Source organism: Kamptonema formosum PCC 10802 (assembly GCF_000332335.1).
GTDB lineage: Bacteria > Cyanobacteriota > Cyanobacteriia > Cyanobacteriales > Oscillatoriaceae > Oscillatoria.
The window spans coordinates 2,415,053-2,429,995 of the sequence record NZ_KB235948.1 but is presented as its reverse complement, the minus strand read 5'-3'; the positions used below and the strand labels follow the sequence as shown (position 1 = coordinate 2,429,995).

At 53.3% G+C, this 14,943-nt stretch carries 16 protein-coding genes; 5 read left to right on the top strand and 11 right to left on the bottom strand.

Features of this window, described 5'->3' with window-relative positions; translation table 11 throughout:
• Window positions 1-473 precede the first annotated feature (473 nt).
• The 5 genes from OSC10802_RS0110310 (at window position 474) to OSC10802_RS0110290 (ending at window position 4,882) form a co-directional block, all read left to right on the top strand.
• Window positions 474-986 (top strand): NifU family protein, encoded by a 513-nt coding sequence (locus OSC10802_RS0110310; RefSeq protein WP_017716708.1) that lies wholly within the window; start codon window positions 474-476, stop codon window positions 984-986.
• Window positions 987-1,145: 159 nt separating this feature from the next.
• Window positions 1,146-2,375, top strand: coding sequence for an NHL repeat-containing protein (locus tag OSC10802_RS0110305; RefSeq protein WP_017716707.1), 1,230 nt, complete (start codon window positions 1,146-1,148; stop codon window positions 2,373-2,375).
• A 47-nt stretch (window positions 2,376-2,422) separates the two neighbouring features.
• Complete coding sequence (locus tag OSC10802_RS0110300; protein WP_017716706.1) at window positions 2,423-2,908, top strand: hypothetical protein; 486 nt, start codon at window positions 2,423-2,425, stop codon at window positions 2,906-2,908.
• A gap of 248 nt (window positions 2,909-3,156) precedes the next feature.
• Entirely contained in the window at window positions 3,157-3,609 is a 453-nt protein-coding gene (locus OSC10802_RS0110295) for an ankyrin repeat domain-containing protein (protein WP_017716705.1), read from the top strand.
• Window positions 3,596-4,882, top strand: a complete 1,287-nt coding sequence (locus OSC10802_RS0110290) for a nitroreductase family protein (RefSeq protein WP_017716704.1) — start codon at window positions 3,596-3,598, stop codon at window positions 4,880-4,882. Before OSC10802_RS0110295 ends, OSC10802_RS0110290 begins: the two co-directional genes overlap by 14 nt.
• Before the next feature lie 66 nt (window positions 4,883-4,948).
• On the opposite strand, the gene OSC10802_RS0110285 is transcribed toward OSC10802_RS0110290, so the two are convergent.
• The 11 genes from OSC10802_RS0110285 to cysE form a co-directional block, all read right to left on the bottom strand.
• Window positions 4,949-5,317 (bottom strand): hypothetical protein, encoded by a 369-nt coding sequence (locus OSC10802_RS0110285; protein WP_017716703.1) that lies wholly within the window; start codon window positions 5,315-5,317, stop codon window positions 4,949-4,951.
• A complete protein-coding gene (locus tag OSC10802_RS0110280; RefSeq protein ID WP_017716702.1) occupies window positions 5,314-5,757 on the bottom strand; it encodes an ArsC/Spx/MgsR family protein in 444 nt (147 codons plus the stop codon). The genes OSC10802_RS0110285 and OSC10802_RS0110280 overlap by 4 nt, the downstream gene beginning before the upstream one ends.
• A gap of 65 nt (window positions 5,758-5,822) precedes the next feature.
• Window positions 5,823-7,886, bottom strand: a complete 2,064-nt coding sequence (locus OSC10802_RS39550; protein WP_017716701.1) for a PAS domain-containing sensor histidine kinase — start codon at window positions 7,884-7,886, stop codon at window positions 5,823-5,825.
• A gap of 266 nt (window positions 7,887-8,152) precedes the next feature.
• Window positions 8,153-10,519, bottom strand: coding sequence for a bifunctional diguanylate cyclase/phosphodiesterase (locus OSC10802_RS39545; protein ID WP_017716700.1), 2,367 nt, complete (start codon window positions 10,517-10,519; stop codon window positions 8,153-8,155).
• A 322-nt stretch (window positions 10,520-10,841) separates the two neighbouring features.
• Window positions 10,842-11,477, bottom strand: a complete 636-nt coding sequence (locus OSC10802_RS0110265; protein ID WP_017716699.1) for a (2Fe-2S) ferredoxin domain-containing protein — start codon at window positions 11,475-11,477, stop codon at window positions 10,842-10,844.
• Between the two features lie 381 nt (window positions 11,478-11,858).
• Window positions 11,859-12,062, bottom strand: coding sequence for a putative nitrogen fixation protein NifT (gene nifT, locus OSC10802_RS0110260; RefSeq protein WP_017716698.1), 204 nt, complete (start codon window positions 12,060-12,062; stop codon window positions 11,859-11,861).
• Window positions 12,059-12,325 carry a nitrogen fixation protein NifZ gene (locus OSC10802_RS0110255; protein ID WP_017716697.1) on the bottom strand — a complete coding sequence of 89 codons (267 nt, stop codon included), beginning with the start codon at window positions 12,323-12,325 and terminating at the stop codon, window positions 12,059-12,061. The genes nifT and OSC10802_RS0110255 overlap by 4 nt, the downstream gene beginning before the upstream one ends.
• Window positions 12,312-13,448, bottom strand: a complete 1,137-nt coding sequence (gene nifV / locus OSC10802_RS0110250; protein ID WP_017716696.1) for a homocitrate synthase — start codon at window positions 13,446-13,448, stop codon at window positions 12,312-12,314. The genes OSC10802_RS0110255 and nifV overlap by 14 nt, the downstream gene beginning before the upstream one ends.
• Window positions 13,449-13,465: 17 nt before the next feature.
• Complete coding sequence (locus OSC10802_RS56405; RefSeq protein WP_369797116.1) at window positions 13,466-13,720, bottom strand: DUF2949 domain-containing protein; 255 nt, start codon at window positions 13,718-13,720, stop codon at window positions 13,466-13,468.
• 67 nt (window positions 13,721-13,787) lie between these two features.
• Entirely contained in the window at window positions 13,788-14,042 is a 255-nt protein-coding gene (locus OSC10802_RS0110240) for an Asr1405/Asl0597 family protein (RefSeq protein WP_017716694.1), read from the bottom strand.
• A gap of 19 nt (window positions 14,043-14,061) precedes the next feature.
• Window positions 14,062-14,721: a serine O-acetyltransferase gene (gene cysE, locus OSC10802_RS0110235; RefSeq protein WP_155968733.1), complete on the bottom strand. Its 660-nt coding sequence runs from the start codon at window positions 14,719-14,721 to the stop codon at window positions 14,062-14,064.
• Between the last annotated feature and the right edge of the window lie 222 nt (window positions 14,722-14,943).

Here is a 14,943-nt window from a genome sequence, read left to right as displayed (position 1 = left end):
CCAACTACAAACTTTGGGCTAAAGCCCAACTACGAACCTTTGGGCTAAAGCCCAACTACGAACTTTGGGCTAAAGCCCAACTACGAACCTTTGGGCTAAAGCCCAACTACGAACCTTTGGGCTAAAGCCCAACTACAAACCTTTGGGCTTTAGCCCAACTACGAACCTTTGGGCTAAAGCCCAACTACGAACCTTTGGGGCTAAAGCCCAACTACAAACTTTGGGCTAAAGCCCAACTACGAACCTTTGGGCTAAAGCCCAACTACGAACCTTTGGGCTAAAGCCCAACTACGAACCTTTGGGCTAAAGCCCAACTGCGAATTTTGGGCTAAAGCCCAACTGCGAACCTTTGGGCTGAAGCCCAACTACGAACCTTTGGGCTGAAGCCCAACTACGAACCTTTGGGCTGAAGCCCAACTGCGAACCGCGCCTGGAAGGGGCTCAACAGTCGTTTCAAGTGAGGAGAAGAACCGATGAGTGTGGCTGAGGCTTCCCCGGCTATTCAGGAAACACCGACTCTGGAGGAATTAGTTACAGAAATCAGCCGCTTTGAGGCAATTATCGCCGAGTGGGATGAGCCCCAGCGGGATGTGGTTGTGGGGCTGAAAAGAGCGATTGAAGAGTTGCACAGAGAGGCGCTGGTGCGTCTGATCCGCAGTGTGAAACAAGAGTCGGTAGCCGCCTTGCGCCATGCCGCTGAAGATAAGATAGTGTATGGAGTCCTGCTCTATCACGAACTGGTAAAACCGCCGAAACCGCCCCTCTCAGAACGGATTCAGCGGGCGCTTGATGAAGTCCGCCCTAGCTTGGAGAGCCATAGCGGAGATGTGGAGCTGGTGGCGATTAAGCCGCCGGATACGGTGGAGATCCGCTTGAGGGGAAGTTGCAGCAACTGTCCGGCTTCAGCGCTTACTTTATCCCAAGGGGTAGAGCGGGCAATTAAGGCGCACTGTCCAGAAATTGTTAGGGTTGTTGCGGTGCGGTGATGCCGCTGTACAGTAGAATGATGATTGAAACTTTTTCCCTCATCGAAACCCCCCCTCTTACTCCCCCTCCCCGCACACGGGGAGGGGGTTGGGGGGTGGGGTTCATCCCACTGTGCAGCGCCGCAGTGACAGGGTGTTTATCCAGCTGCAGGAGTGGGGATGGAGAGCCGAATTAAAATTGGTCTGGCACCGGCACGGAAGGGAGAGATAGCGGAACAGCCAAAAAGGTTGCCCCTCTCGGCTCAAGGTGCCGGTGCGGTACTGGGTGCCGGTGCGGGAAATTTTCCCGGAAATTTGGCGGGAGATTTCGCCGGCAATTTCGCGCCGGTGGCTGTGCCTTTGCAGCCTAGCGCCACAACAATGTTTGGCCCTAGAGGCGCTTTGCTGGTGCGAGAAACCGGCCCGCTGTGGGTGTCAGATACGGGGCACCACCGGCTGCTGGGGTGGCGTCACCGTCCCACAACAGACGGCCAGCCGGCGGACTGGGTGATTGGGCAGCCAGACTTTAATTGCGAGGGGCAAAATGCCAAAGGCACTCCGGGAAGGGCAACCCTAAGTGTGCCGGCGGGAATTTGCGCTTGCGGGGAGGGGCTAGCGGTGGCAGATGCTTGGAATCACCGGGTTTTGATTTGGAAACAGCTGCCGGAAGATAGCAATGTCCCCGCTGATTTGGTGTTAGGTCAGGCAGATTTTACCCAGACTGAACCTAACCGGGGAAGCCAAGAGGCAGCGGCAAATAGCACGCACTGGCCTTATGGGGTTTTTTATCACAGAGGGCGGCTATTTGTTGCCGATACCGGCAACCGGCGGGTCTTGGTCTGGCACCAGCTGCCTGAATCGAATGGGCAGCCGGCGGATTTGGTGCTGGGGCAGCCAGATATGACCTCGCGCAACGAAAATGGTGGCGGCACTCCTAATGCTTCTTCTATGCGCTGGCCCCACAGTATCGCCTTTTGGGGAGAGAATCTGGCCGTCAGCGATGCGGGGAATAACCGGGTGACAGTCTGGGAGGGGATGCCGGCAGAAAATAATGCCCCCTGTTCCGTCGTGCTGGGACAGCTGAATTTTAATTTAGTTGAGCTGAATCAGGGGGTTTACTGGCCCAGTGCGGGCAGTCTAAATATGCCCTATGGTGTTGCGGCTGCCGGTGAGTGGCTGGTGGTTGCTGATACGGGGAATTCCCGGTTGCTGGGGTGGCGGAATGTGAGTGCCGGTGCGGAGGCGCTGGCGGGCCAGCTGGATTTTCAAAGTAAGGGCGAAAACCGCTCTTTTGGGATGCCGGCGCGAGACAGTCTTTGCTGGCCCTATGGAATACAGTTTTCCGGCAAAACAGCGGTTATTGCTGATTCCGGGAATAACCGAATTTTGCTTTGGGACTGGGAAGTCTAGAGCCGGCAGTCATTTGTAAAAAAAACTAAGTCAGGGAGGAACGTGAGATGAATGTTAGCGAAGGGACGTTTTCGTGGTACAGGGTTCCAGAGGATGTCAAAAGCCTGCTGGTGCTGGCCGCCCAAAACTGGGAAAATACCGCTGAGTCGGACAAGTACATTACCCGGGCGTTGGAAAGCTCGGAAGAATATACGGATGTTCTGGTGGCGGCTTACAGGTACTATTACTACAAGAATAACCATCCGATGGCGCTCCAGATGGCGGAGAGAGTCGTGCGGAAAGTGAAGCTATCGGAAAATCTGCCTGATGAGTGGGAGCAAATTAAGCCCATCTTAGCCAGCCGGCGCAATGACCCAGAGATCCGGCTCTACTTAAATGCTTTTGCCGCTACCGGCTTTATCTTGGCCAAGCTGGGAGAGATAGAGAAAGCCAAAGAAGTCACTGAGAAAATTAAGGAGATTGACGAGAAAAACGAGTTTGGCGCTTCCCTCGTGCTGGACATTTTAACGCGCCCAGAAGAAGAGGACGAGTAATTCCAGGCCACATCAGGAGCGCACCGCCGGCTGGGGCGCTCCTGCCGGTGAGGTGCCGGCAATTGTATAGGTTTTCTCAAGTCAGTGAGAGCCAGAGAAACCCGGTTTTTTTAAGAAACCGGGTTTCTAAGACGGGTGAGCTGCCGGCAATGGGAGCTTGTGATAAGATATATTAAGAGCGGCTTTTTTACGGGGGTGGGGCGGGTATAATTTAGAGAGAAAACGAGGAGAAGCTCGGAGGCAAATCAGTGAGCTATACATTGAGCGAAACCGCACGCAGCTGGATGCTGGGGAATGGATACAGCCCGGAAGATTTAAATCTTCCGGGGGGCAATGGGGATACGGCTTTGATGAAAGCCACACGAGAGGGGAAGACAGCAGTCGTAAAGGAACTGGTGGATGCCGGTGCGGACATCAATGCCAGAAACAGGGATGGCAACAATGCCCTGTGGTTCGCCTGTTTTGGCAATCATTACGATCTGATGAATCTGCTGGTAGCCGCCAGGATCAATCTGGACAACCAAAATGACAATGGGGCTACGGTGTTAATGTACGCAGCCTCAGCCGGCAAGACAGAAGCCGTGAACTTGCTTTTAAACTCAGGGGCCAATCTGCATTTGAAAAATCTAGACGACTTTAAGGCGATAGATTTTGCGAGTACCATTGAAGTGTTAAGGATTTTAAAGAATGCTGCCAACTAAGGTTGCGGGAAAACACTACCACCAGGTGACGAAACATTCTTATCTATCGGTGAAGATAGATCCGAATTATGTGGAGTCCTCCACCCAGCCATCACCGTTAAAATTTTACCCCAAGTTTTACAGGCGATTCCCGCTGGAAGACGACAGCCCGGTTCATTCGTTTATCCGGCTGACCAGCGCCATTACCTTTGAAAAGGTGTATAAAAGTGGCCCCTATAAACTGAGGGTTAACCCATCGGCTGGGGGTTTATATCCCACAGAAATCTATGTGCAGGTTAGGGGAGTTGAGGGCATGATAGATGGCATCTACCATCTGGAAGTTGCCAATAATTGCCTGACCCTCATCTATGAGTTAATTGATGATGGGCTGGAAAGTTATATTTTTTCCAACCGGACGGTCAAGGGTTTCATCTTTTTAGTGAGCTGTGTTTATTACAGGTCGAGCTGGAAATATAATAACCGCAGTCTCAGATACTGCTTCTTGGATAGCGGGCACCACCTGGGAGCCATTGAGGCTTCAGCTTACCTGCATGAAAGGGAGATCCAATTCCTCTTTGATTTCGACAAGCTGGCTCTGAACGAAGATTTAGGCTTTGAAAATAAGGAGTTCGTCACCGCTTGCGCGATTTCTGGAGAGTTGCAGGAAAAAACCGTAAGGAAATTGCGACTCAAGGTGCCGTTTGTGTGCGGCACTGACTATTTTGAGCAAAATAAGTTTGTAGAGGAGGGGTACAGAGAGACGCTTTTGCCGGCTAGTTTCGCTCAAAAACTAGAGCAGCCCCAATTCAATTTTGAAAGGGAAAGATTTTCCCAGACGATTTGGACGAGAAGGTCGGCTAGGCGCTTTTATAAGCAGCCGGTCTCGAAAGAGAATTTTTTGGCAGTTTTGCGGGCGGCTGAGCAGCCTGTGCCGGCAGAAAGTTTTGAGGGGGTTGAGATTTACTTGGCCATCAATAGAGTGGAGGGGATGGAGCGAGGGTTATATAAAGGCGACCGCCTGCTCAAGGCGGGAGATTTGAGTGAGAAGGTTGGGTACTTGTGCGTGCATCAACTTATCGCCAGAGATAGTGCGGTGACCCTGTTTTTTGTTTCAGCTTACAGGAATTATCAAACCGCCCTGCAATTTGCCGGCATTCGAGGGCAAAGAGTTTATCTCGCCAGCCACTATCTGGGAATTAACTGCAGCGGCATGGGGGCTTATTATGATGATGAGACGAGGGCGTTTTTAGGAACGGAGAAAGATGTAATCTTCGCGATGGCAATTGGGATTTGAACCGAAAGCGTAGAAACCGGGTTTCTTTGAGAAACCGGGTTTCTGCCGCCGGCATCCGCTGTCGCGCTAGAACGAATCCCGATAAATTGAGATTTCCTCCACCCTCATTTCAAACGGTGTTCCCATCCCTGGCGGGGGACAAATCCGGATCTTGCTGCTGCTTCCGAACTGTTCCAGCACCGTGCCAAACTCTACAAGATTCCTCAATATAAGCCAGTTCAGGACTAGATCGGGGCATTCAATCACCAAAGTTGTAGCTTGGGCGCTAGCCGTCACGCTCCACTGACAAGCCGAGAGTAAAATTTGCCGGGGCCGGTCGCAAGCTTCGTAAAAGTATGTGCTGGCAGAATCTTCCAGTTGCTGGCGCAGTAGCTTATCTATTGCCGTCGCATTAGGAGAAGGCAAATCATCAGCGGGAAGGAGAGGGTTGTTCATGGCACCATTTCCTCTAAAGGGGATTTACAGGGCTTTGCAGCGTGGCTGCGGGGACAGGTTTCTAAATCTTGAATTGGGCTATTTGCGGGCTTTAGGCCAATCCAGGCATTTATCTTTTCGGTGTCAAACCCCACCTCAAAAATATCGCCGGCACGCATCAGCGGACGCCGGATCAGGAGCGGATCGGCCACCATCAACGCTAGGGCTGCTGCCTCATCCAGCCGGTCAGGGATGATTTCTCCCGATTTGATGCGAGGTGCGGAGGGGTTGAACCACTCAGCAACAGGTTTAGAGCCAAAAAAAGGGCGCAGGGTTTCTGCTGTCCAAGGTTCCTGCAACAGGTTGCGAACCTGTAGCTGGTGACTGGCTGCTAGCAGCAGAGCCTTTTGCTTAGCGTTGTTAATGCAGCCAGGTTTTTCGTAAAAGATAATGTCAGTCATTGCTGGTTTGACTTTTTTTACTTAGGGGAAACTCTTTGGGGGAGACTTTGCCGGCACCCTTTTCTTTACCTGCTAAAAGGGACAACTTTACCCTCACAAGCTTGGGATGGCGAGTTTTGCCGGAGGGGGATCTCAATCACAAATTCTGCGCCATTACCTGGGGATGAAATACAGGACACCAGACCTCCGTGTTTCTCAACAACAATAGAGTAGGAAATAGCAAGTCCCAGACCGGTTCCCTTGCCTATCGGTTTGGTGGTGAAGAAGGGGTCAAACACGCGGCGGCGGACTGCCGGTGTCATCCCAGGACCGCTGTCGGCAATTTTAATGACAGCGAAGGAGCCAGAGTGCCGGTGCTGGCGGCTAGTAGAACATTCATGCCTGGTTTCTACAGAAGTAGAAATCGCGATCAGCCGTGGCGCTGATTGGTATTCCAGGGCTTCAATGGCATTGGTGATAATATTCATAAACACTTGGTTGAGCTGTCCGGGATAGCACTCGACAAGCGGCAGAGCGCCGAACTGTTTAATTACCCTGATACCCGGACCGTCGGTTTGAGGTTTCAGGCTGTTTTGCAGGAGCGTCAGCGTGCTGTCGATGCCAGTGTGGATATCCACCTCTTTCATCTCAGCTTCATCCAGGCGAGAGAATGTGCGCAGCGAAAGAACGATCTCGCGCAGGCGCTCAGTGCCGGCTTTCATGGAATTGAGTATTTTGGGGATATCTTGCTTGAGGAAATCTAAGTCGATACTATCCATTTCTTCCTGAAGCGCCGGCGCTGGTGAGGGGCACTGTTCCTGGTAGAGTTGCAGCAGTTGCAGCAAGGAGTGGCTGTATTGCCGGAGATATGTGAGATTGCCGTATATGAAATTAACGGGGTTGTTGATTTCGTGGGCGACACCGGCCACCAGCTGCCCCAAAGAGGACATTTTCTCGCTCTGAATCAGGTGGGCTTGGGCGCGTTGCAGTTCGTATAGAGACTCTTCTAGCTGCTGGGCTTTCTGTTGCAATTGGGCTTCTTTGGCTCGCAAGGCTGCCTCTACTTTATGGCGCTCAGTAATGTCTTGGATGACGGCTAAAAAAACGCGGTCGCCATTTTCCTCAATCAGTTGCAGGTGGACTTCCACCGGATACAGGCTGCCATCTTTGCGGCGGTGATGGGTCTGAAAAACCTGTTTTTCTTGCTGGCGCTCCTGCAGCGGCGCAACCAGCCGGCGGAAGGAGGTTTCATCCATTTCTGGCTTCAAATCAATGGGGGTGAGGCGGCGCATCTCCTCCATAGAATAGCCCAGGTTGCGTCGGGCACCGGCATTGACATACTGAAAATAAAGGCTTTCCGCATCGAAAATATAAATTTCGTTTAAGCTAACTTCCAGTATGTTCCACAGTCGCTGCTGTTTGACCTCGGTAATGTCCAGCCCCATTTGGGCCACCATCGTCTCACCGCTGGCGTCCTTGAAGGGGTAGTCATACATCTGATAAATCTTGTTTGTCCGCCAATCCACCCACTCCCAAGTTTGAGGGGTGCCGGTTTCAAAGGCGCGGACGGTGGGACAGGTTGTGCAGGGGCGCACACCACCGGCAATCATTTCGTAACAGTGCTTTTCCTTGCCATCGCCAAAGATTTCCCGGAAGCGCTGGTTAAAAAACTTTATGGAACAATTATGCGGCTTTACATAGAGGAAAGCCGGCAGCTGGTCGAGCAGCTGGTAAAGATTTTGCTGCTCTTTTTGGAGCGTGTTAAATTCCTTAACCCGCTCGCTTGTGTCGCGGGCTACAGCATAAACGAGCCCGTCTGCTGAGGGTGACAGGCTCCAAGACAGCCACCGGTAGCTGCCATCTTTGTGGCGGCAGCGATTTTCTAGCTGGCTCGCTGGCTCTGGGCGCTGCAGCACCGCAAGGCTAAGGGCTACATCTTCCGGATGCACCAATTCAATCCAAGGCGTGAGGCGCAATTCTTCGCTGCTCCAGCCCAAAACTCTTGACCAGGCCCGATTCAGCTGTTTAAAAGTTCCTTCGGGTTCCAGAACGCAAAATAGGTCAGGTGACAGGTGGAAAAAAGCTTTCAAGTTTCCTTCTGCTGGCGCAATTCGTTTGGCCCTGTTTATACAAATATCTAAATTCTTCACCGGCTCTTATCCTCCGCATTTTACCCTAAAATTGTAGCCCCACTTGCGAGCCTTATGCTCTCACTCATCCCTCCGACCATTTAGGAGTCCTATCAACTTTGTATCTGGGATTTTACTGGAAGTGAGAAGGCTTGACTGCCGCCCGTTTCAATCCAAAATCTAAAATCCCAAATCCAAAATTGGGTTTTCTCCCCTGAACCCACCCTGACCCTATAATTTAGGCTCTCATCCATATTCATCCAAAATAGATGCACTCTTCTTTGCAACTACACCCCGACCCGCTCAGGGGCCATCGCCGTTGAAATACACCCAGTGGCTTTCCCAGAAGCCAGCAGCGCCGAAGCCGCCTTAGCGTCTAAAGGTTTCGAGAAAATGTTGCCCTGCGCTCGCTCGCATCCGAGGCTCCTCAGTTGCGCCACCTGATGCGCTCTTTCCACCCCTTCAGCAACTACTTCCATGCCCAGATTGTGTGCCAGGGTAACAATCGTCCAGGGGATCTGATAATTTTCGCCCCCCTCTCCCATCTGGCTGACAAAGGAGCGGTCAATCTTCAAGGTGTGCAGTGGGAAACCGACTAAGCGGGACAGGGAAGAGTAACCCGTGCCAAAGTCATCGATAGACAGCTCAATCCCGCGATTTTTCAGCTGGTACAGCGTGTGCGCCACCGCCTCAGAATCGTCGTCCATCAGGGCGCTTTCGGTAATTTCTAAGTGCAAACTTTTTCCATCCAAGCCTGTGTTTTGGAGAATCAGATCGATTTGCGCCACCAGTTCTGGATGCGAAAATTGTTTGGGAGACAGATTCACGCTCACGCTCAGGGGCGCTGCGGCGGGAAATGCCTCTTGCCAGACGCGCAACTGGTGCGCCGCTTGCGACAGCACCCACCGGCCCAGGGGAATAATCAGTCCCGTTTCTTCTGCCAAGGAGATGAACTCTGCAGGAGAAACCAGCCCGCGAGTTGGGTGGTGCCAGCGCACCAGCGCCTCGAACCCTGAAATCTCCTCGGTTTTCAAGCAAACAATCGGCTGGTAGTGCACGGTGAATTCCTGGCAGTTCTCAACAGCTCGCCTCAGGTCATTCTCCAGCTGCAACAGGGCAAGCGCATGGGTGTACATTGCCTGGTTAAACACCGCATAGCGCCCAATCCCACCCCGCTCTTTGGCGTGATACATGGCGGTGTCGGCGTCGCGCAGCAAGTGCGCTGGCTTCTCGTGGGAACTTATCGAACTGGAGTTTTTCGATTTGGCAGCGCCACTGAGGACAATGCCAATGCTGGCTGAGGTGAAGACTTCATGCCCGGCCAGGTGGAATGGCTTTGCTAATTCTTTTTGGATGCGCTCGGCGACCTTAATGGCATCCCGCTCATTTCGGATATCTTCGAGCAGGATGGTGAATTCGTCTCCCCCCAGCCGCGCTACAATATCCCGCGAGCGCAGGCAGCCTAACAGCCTCCTGGCTACCCCTGAGAGCAACTGGTCGCCTACTAAATGCCCCAGACTGTCGTTAACGACTTTGAACCGGTCTAAGTCGAGGAACAGCACCGCAAACACGCTATTTCGACTCTGTTTTCCCCTGGTGAGCGCGTCTTGGAGGCACTGTAAAAACATCGCCCGGTTCGGCAAACCTGTGAGGGCGTCATGCCAGGCGTGGTATCGCAGCTGCTCCTCGGCTTGCTTGCGTTCTGTGATGTCTGTGATCGTCCCGACGTACCCTATGGTGCTTCCCGCCGCTCCTGTCTCTGCAACGGCTTGAGCGAACACCCAGGCGGTCATGCCATCCGGACGCTGCAATCGATATTCGGCGGATTTGAAGGGCAAGTGTTTCCACGCTGCCTGATACCATTCTAATAAAATCCGCTCCCGGTCGTCGGGATGGATGCTTCTCGCCCAACCCTCTCCGACTGCTTCCTCGGCAGTCAGTCCCGCCATCTCGCACCAGCGAGCGTTGACATCTAAAAATTCACCTCTGGCATTGGTGGAGAATATGCCGACGGGTGATAGGTTGACTAGGGTGTGATACCGGTTCTCGCTCGCTCGCAGGGCTTCTTCTGCCAGTTTGCGCTCCGTAATCTCAAACTGAATGGTTAAATATTGAACCGGCTCGCCCCGCTCGTTCACAAACGGCACAATGGTGGTATCTACCCAATAATAGCTGCCATCTTTCGCCCTATCTTTTATCTCTCCTTTCCAAACTTTCCCTGCGCTAATCGTTGACCAGAGCTGCTGGAAGAACTCCTGGGAGTGATAGCCGGAGTTGAGGAGGCGGTAGTGCTGGCCAATGAGTTCTGGCCGGCTATATTTAGAAATATCACAAAATTTATCGTTGACGTAGTGGATTGTCCCTTGCCGGTCGGCAATCGCGATAATGGCCGCCTGGTCGAGCGCATATTTGATGTTGGATAGTTCTTTCAGGGTTTGGTGAAGTTTTTCCCCTACGTGCTGGCACTGAGTAACATCACACCGGTAGGCTTCCAGCTCTACTACATTAGGATGGCTTCCGTAATTCTCCCTACACCGGGCTGCGGAATATTCGGAATATTCTTCCTGAAGGGGTCTGGCATTCATATCAGCTTGGCTTACAGCTATAAATACAAAGAGTCCTTTGGCGGGACGTTCCTGCTCGGAGCCGGTCATCCCCTACCTCTGAATCCTGATCTAGTTTTAGTTAACCCAGAGCCCCAATTTATGTATACTGCACTACCTAAAGCCCTGGCAGTGCAACTATTTATAGTTACGATTATTTAAGTGATTGCAAATAATCACTCAACAATCGCTCAAAGACACCTGTGCGGTCTTCTTGAATTTAGGATTATTAAAGATGGGACAAGCAGCTTGTCAGTTCCGCACTTCTGGGGCGGCTGGCGGTAACAGCGCGTTACCTTACTCTGGCTGGTGGCGCGACAGCTCCTGACTGTCGCCGTGCGGGGCGACCGGCAAGAAACCGGGTTTCTTTGGGCTAGAAGGCCATAATTTCGTTGCTCCCATCCAAAGAAATCCGGTTTGTGGTATGGCTTGACCGGCACCCCAGGTGTTTTTCTAGCAGCGCTGCGATCGCCTCTGGCTGAGCCGGACTGAGGCGGGTTTTACTGGGCATTAATACGCAGTTGGGTCCGGAGGAGCACCCTTTCAGGCAGCCGGTGCGCTCAATGGCTACGTGGTTTTGCAGCCCCCGCTCGCACAGCGCCGTCTCCAGTGCCTGACACAGCGTTTTCCCGCCCCGCTTGACACAGCCTGACTTCTGGCACACGAGAATCTTTGCTTTCGGCTGAGCTTTCGGCTGAGACTCCCACACCTCAGCCGCCGGCTCTGTCTGCTGCGAAACCGCCGCGACTTTGCTCACCTGAGAGGCTTTCAGTTTCAGCTTGCCGGTGTCTCCCTTGAGCTTCTTTTCCCCAAACACCTCAATCCAGTCACCCGGAACTAAACTCTGCCCCATAGCTTCACGAGACTGTTTGGGCAGTTTAATCCGCCACTCGCTTTCGCCGGCTGCAACGACTATGTATTTCAGTTTGCCTTCCGGCGAGCCGGTAAAACCCAGGAACTGCCCCTCAACCCGGAATTTTGCCCTCTCATCTAAATTAGCTAGCTTCACAATCGCCTCCGTCGCCTGACTGACTTTTCAACCTTAATCGTATAATTTCCAAGGGGTTTCACTGCCGGCTCCGCCGACCGCAGGGCGCTCCCAAGCGCTAGCCTGATAGCGATCAATCATTCCTCCTTAATTCCTCGTTCCCTGGCTCCGCCGGGAAACGGGGAAAGCGCCCGCTATTATTTATAGACAGGCTCTCACTTGAATGATTTACGGCCCAGAAACCCGGTTTCTTAAAAAAACCGGGTTTCTCCGCACCTCACTAATATGAGATCCGCTAGATAAACCTTACTCTACAAGGCATTTATCACGCCCTGCGCCATTAAAATATTGCTCCCCCTCCCCCCACCGGCCCGCCCGTGGGAGAGCAACTTGTGTGCTCGGCTAGGCGATTCGCTTCGCCTCTACAGTTTGCGGCAGCTGGAGGGGGTCTTGTAAATTGGGAATCGCTAACTCCCAGCCGTTCGCCAGAGTGAAAATCCTTCCCTCGGAGGTGGTCGTTTCGCTCGTCACTTCTTCTTCTAGGTCTTTTTTCGCGACATAGGCGATGAGCTTTCCTGCCGCACTGCGACGCAACATGACTTTCATTGTACTTCCTCAAAAAAATCTAGTTCTTTCCTGCGGCACCCCACGATGAATCCCTTTTCCAGGAAATGCACCGCGTAGATATAATAAGTCTGCAAATAAGTGCCGATACCGACAACATAGCCGATATCTCCCTTCTTCGCAAGAGTCGCCCCGATTTCTTGACCTGGAAAAGTGCCGTCGTTCCGGATTAGCTTGCGAACCCGCACCTTTTCTCCCATTTCAAATATGGGCGGATTGTTTAACTCAATTTCATCCGACTCCATGGGCCATCCTCCTCTCTGGTACTAAACTCAACAGTTCTTCCACACTCAAGCTGCGCTTCATCTTTACTGACAGCTTGCGCACAGCGTCCAAAACCGACTGGGTTTCCTCTGGGTTGAGGGTGACACCGTGCTGTTTCAGGACGCTGGACACCAAGTGCCGGCCAGAATGCTTCCCGACCACTAAACGTCGCTCCCACCCCACCTCCTCTGGGGCGAATGGCTCATAGGTATTGGGATTTTTCATCACCCCGTGAGCGTGAATCCCGGCTTCGTGAGCGAAGGTATTTTCGCCAACAATTGCCTTCCAGGGGGGTACAGGGCAGCCTGAAGCTCCAGCCACCAGTCGTGACAGTTCCAGCAAACGCCGGGTGTCAATTCCCAGCTCGATTCCGTAAATCCGCTTCAGCGCCATGACAACTTCTTCCAAGGCGGCATTGCCGGCTCTTTCGCCCAACCCGTTCACCGTTGTGTTCACTGATATAGCTCCCGCTCTGACACCGGCAATCGCGTTGGCTGTTGCCAAACCCAAATCGTTATGGGTGTGCATCTCCACTGGAACACACAGCCAGTCCACCAGCTGGCGGACTTTTGTGTGAGTGGCCATCGGGTCGAGAATTCCTACCGTGTCGCAGAAGCGAAACCGCGATGCGCCCAGCTCCTCAGTGTAAAGAGCTACGTCCAGGAGGAAAAATTCATCCGCTCTGGAAGAATCCTCTCCCCCCACTGACACATATAACCCTCGGTCGAGAGCGTATTTAACAGTTTCTTCCAGTCGGGACAGCATCAAGCGCCACTGTCCGCTGAACTTGGCCTCAATTTGGATGTCAGAAACCGGCACCGAAATGTGCACCCGCTGCAAACCGCAGGCCATAGAAGCGTCTATATCCGAGCGGACAGCGCGATTCCAGCCGAGGAGTTTGGCTTGCAAGCCTCGGTCAGCAATGGCCCTTATCGCGCGCGTTTCTTCCGGACCCATCGCTGGAATTCCCACTTCCAATTCTTGCACGCCTATGGCATCCAGAAAAGTAGCGATCGCTACTTTTTCTTCGAGACTGAAGGCGACACCGGCAGCCTGTTCGCCGTCCCGGAGGGTGGTGTCGTTAATTTGGACTTGTCTGTTCATTTTGTATCTCCATCTTGTTATTGCCGGCGGGCGCTTTCGGAAAGGGCCTTGCGCCTGGAAGGAAGGGGGGGAGTTGCCTCCCGATCGTTAAGCGCGGGTGAGAGATAAACTTGCTTTTCCAGCCCGTCAAAAATCTGCTGCAGCTGATCTGGGGAACCCAGCCCATATTGCCAGAGGGGCATGGGCAAGGGGCGATCCAACTGCCGCCGGTGCTGGAGCGTCATGGCTAGAGCCGGCGGAGAAATTGCCAGCTCGTCCCGCAAAAAATTGATGAATTCGCTCTCGGTTGCGACTCGGCTCCATAAAAGTATTTTGAAATTGCTCCGATCGAGTGGGTTTTCAAGAAATTCGCGCGTGCCAGCACCGCTCTAGCCAGTCCACTAATTCTTGGCGAGAGGCAACAAATTGCTGAACGGTACTGCGGACGAGAAGAGCGGCGACGCAATCATTCACTTCCACCCGCAGGGAGCCATCTGCTGGACACCAGCAGGGAATCATTAACTCTTGCAAGCGGTAATAGATTAGCCAGCGGTCGCTGCGCTTCACCTTGACAATCTGACCGGCTGATCCGTCAGGATTAGGGGGTGTTTGCATTACAGTAACTGCGTCCGGGCTATAAATTTTGTAACTTTTGTTCCAATTTCTCAATTCGGTCTAGCAAAATCCGAATCACAGCGGCGTGGACATCTGGCAGCTGGGCGTGTTCCAGCGGGCATCCGTGACCGGAGCGAGAGACGATGCGACCGGGTACGCCCACGACGGTGCAGTCCGCCGGCACGTCCTGCAGGACAATCGAGCCGGCACCGATGCGGACGCTATCCCCAATGTGGATATTGCCGAGCACTTTCGCCCCCGCACCGACGATGACATTTTTTCCCAGGGTGGGGTGGCGCTTGCCGGTTTCTTTGCCGGTGCCTCCGAGTGTCGCGCCCTGATAAATCAGGCAGCCGTCTCCCACGATGGCGGTTTCGCCGATGACGACGCCCATGCCGTGGTCAATGAACACTCCATTGCCTATGGTTGCGCCCGGGTGTATTTCAATGCCGGTGAAAAACCGGCTGGCGTAGGAGATCAGGCGGGGGATCAAGGGAACGCAGAGGCTGTGCAGCCCGTGGGCGAGCCGGTGCAGGGCTAGGGCGTGCAAGCCCGGATAGCAGCACAGCACCTCCAGCCAGTTGCGGGCGGCAGGGTCTCTCTCAAAGATAATGGCAAAATCCGCTCGCAGCGCCGAGAGCCCTGCTGCGAGTGCATTTGGCTTCAGGGATTGAACCATCGCCAGCAGGCTGGCTTTGCCAGCGGGCTTGTGGCGAGTCAAGCCGGTCGGGAGCGCGGGAAACAGCTGTAGCATCGAATTCCGTGGTTTTAAAGGACGTCTTTTGTTTAACTGCTTATAGCAGGTGCCTCCCACCACGGCAGCGCTGCCGGTGCGGATCTGAATTTATTAGAGAGATTAAGGTTGCACTCAAAGCCTGCAAGCCTTAGCCGGCGGGCGTAA

What these genes read in the sequence shown, in the direction of transcription:
- OSC10802_RS0110310 (WP_017716708.1), top strand. Translation starts at nt 474, where the DNA reads ATGAGTGTGGCTGAGGCTTCCCCGGCTATTCAGGAAACACCGACTCTG.
- OSC10802_RS0110305 (WP_017716707.1), top strand. Translation starts at nt 1,146, where the DNA reads ATGGAGAGCCGAATTAAAATTGGTCTGGCACCGGCACGGAAGGGAGAG.
- OSC10802_RS0110300 (WP_017716706.1), top strand. Translation starts at nt 2,423, where the DNA reads ATGAATGTTAGCGAAGGGACGTTTTCGTGGTACAGGGTTCCAGAGGAT.
- OSC10802_RS0110290 (WP_017716704.1), top strand. Translation starts at nt 3,596, where the DNA reads ATGCTGCCAACTAAGGTTGCGGGAAAACACTACCACCAGGTGACGAAA.
- OSC10802_RS0110285 (WP_017716703.1), bottom strand. Translation starts at nt 5,317, where the DNA reads ATGAACAACCCTCTCCTTCCCGCTGATGATTTGCCTTCTCCTAATGCG.
- OSC10802_RS0110280 (WP_017716702.1), bottom strand. Translation starts at nt 5,757, where the DNA reads ATGACTGACATTATCTTTTACGAAAAACCTGGCTGCATTAACAACGCT.
- OSC10802_RS39545 (WP_017716700.1), bottom strand. Translation starts at nt 10,519, where the DNA reads ATGACCGGCTCCGAGCAGGAACGTCCCGCCAAAGGACTCTTTGTATTT.
- nifT (WP_017716698.1), bottom strand. Translation starts at nt 12,062, where the DNA reads ATGAAAGTCATGTTGCGTCGCAGTGCGGCAGGAAAGCTCATCGCCTAT.
- OSC10802_RS0110255 (WP_017716697.1), bottom strand. Translation starts at nt 12,325, where the DNA reads ATGGAGTCGGATGAAATTGAGTTAAACAATCCGCCCATATTTGAAATG.
- nifV (WP_017716696.1), bottom strand. Translation starts at nt 13,448, where the DNA reads ATGAACAGACAAGTCCAAATTAACGACACCACCCTCCGGGACGGCGAA.
- OSC10802_RS0110240 (WP_017716694.1), bottom strand. Translation starts at nt 14,042, where the DNA reads ATGCAAACACCCCCTAATCCTGACGGATCAGCCGGTCAGATTGTCAAG.
- cysE (WP_155968733.1), bottom strand. Translation starts at nt 14,721, where the DNA reads ATGGTTCAATCCCTGAAGCCAAATGCACTCGCAGCAGGGCTCTCGGCG.